This window comes from Janthinobacterium longum, assembly GCF_051380735.1.
GTDB lineage: Bacteria > Pseudomonadota > Gammaproteobacteria > Burkholderiales > Burkholderiaceae_D > Janthinobacterium.
Genome location: NZ_JBNYXQ010000022.1, coordinates 1 through 1,618, shown reverse-complemented (window position 1 = coordinate 1,618; position 1,618 = coordinate 1). Strand labels below are relative to the sequence as shown.

Here is a 1,618-nt window from a genome sequence, read left to right as displayed (position 1 = left end):
GCCTGTCAGTTTTTTGAGTGAGCGACCCATCAGCAATGATGGTGCCTGTAACAGGGCAAAGTAACAGAGATTAAACTGAAGAGTTTGATCCTGGCTCAGATTGAACGCTGGCGGCATGCCTTACACATGCAAGTCGAACGGCAGCACGGAGCTTGCTCTGGTGGCGAGTGGCGAACGGGTGAGTAATATATCGGAACGTACCCTGGAGTGGGGGATAACGTAGCGAAAGTTACGCTAATACCGCATACGATCTAAGGATGAAAGTGGGGGATCGCAAGACCTCATGCTCGTGGAGCGGCCGATATCTGATTAGCTAGTTGGTAGGGTAAAAGCCTACCAAGGCATCGATCAGTAGCTGGTCTGAGAGGACGACCAGCCACACTGGAACTGAGACACGGTCCAGACTCCTACGGGAGGCAGCAGTGGGGAATTTTGGACAATGGGCGCAAGCCTGATCCAGCAATGCCGCGTGAGTGAAGAAGGCCTTCGGGTTGTAAAGCTCTTTTGTCAGGGAAGAAACGGTGAGAGCTAATATCTTTTGCTAATGACGGTACCTGAAGAATAAGCACCGGCTAACTACGTGCCAGCAGCCGCGGTAATACGTAGGGTGCAAGCGTTAATCGGAATTACTGGGCGTAAAGCGTGCGCAGGCGGTTTTGTAAGTCTGATGTGAAATCCCCGGGCTCAACCTGGGAATTGCATTGGAGACTGCAAGGCTAGAATCTGGCAGAGGGGGGTAGAATTCCACGTGTAGCAGTGAAATGCGTAGATATGTGGAGGAACACCGATGGCGAAGGCAGCCCCCTGGGTCAAGATTGACGCTCATGCACGAAAGCGTGGGGAGCAAACAGGATTAGATACCCTGGTAGTCCACGCCCTAAACGATGTCTACTAGTTGTCGGGTCTTAATTGACTTGGTAACGCAGCTAACGCGTGAAGTAGACCGCCTGGGGAGTACGGTCGCAAGATTAAAACTCAAAGGAATTGACGGGGACCCGCACAAGCGGTGGATGATGTGGATTAATTCGATGCAACGCGAAAAACCTTACCTACCCTTGACATGGCTGGAATCCCTGAGAGATTGGGGAGTGCTCGAAAGAGAACCAGTACACAGGTGCTGCATGGCTGTCGTCAGCTCGTGTCGTGAGATGTTGGGTTAAGTCCCGCAACGAGCGCAACCCTTGTCATTAGTTGCTACGAAAGGGCACTCTAATGAGACTGCCGGTGACAAACCGGAGGAAGGTGGGGATGACGTCAAGTCCTCATGGCCCTTATGGGTAGGGCTTCACACGTCATACAATGGTACATACAGAGCGCCGCCAACCCGCGAGGGGGAGCTAATCGCAGAAAGTGTATCGTAGTCCGGATTGTAGTCTGCAACTCGACTGCATGAAGTTGGAATCGCTAGTAATCGCGGATCAGCATGTCGCGGTGAATACGTTCCCGGGTCTTGTACACACCGCCCGTCACACCATGGGAGCGGGTTTTACCAGAAGTAGGTAGCTTAACCGCAAGGAGGGCGCTTACCACGGTAGGATTCGTGACTGGGGTGAAGTCGTAACAAGGTAGCCGTATCGGAAGGTGCGGCTGGATCACCTCCTTTCTAGAGTTTGCACGA

The 1,618-nt window shown here is 52.7% G+C and carries 1 rRNA gene; it reads left to right on the top strand.

Going from position 1 to position 1,618, the window contains the following annotated elements:
* Positions 1–72 precede the first annotated feature (72 nt).
* A 16S ribosomal RNA gene (locus tag ACQ4WM_RS24660) occupies positions 73–1,603 on the top strand.
* Positions 1,604–1,618 lie beyond the last annotated feature (15 nt).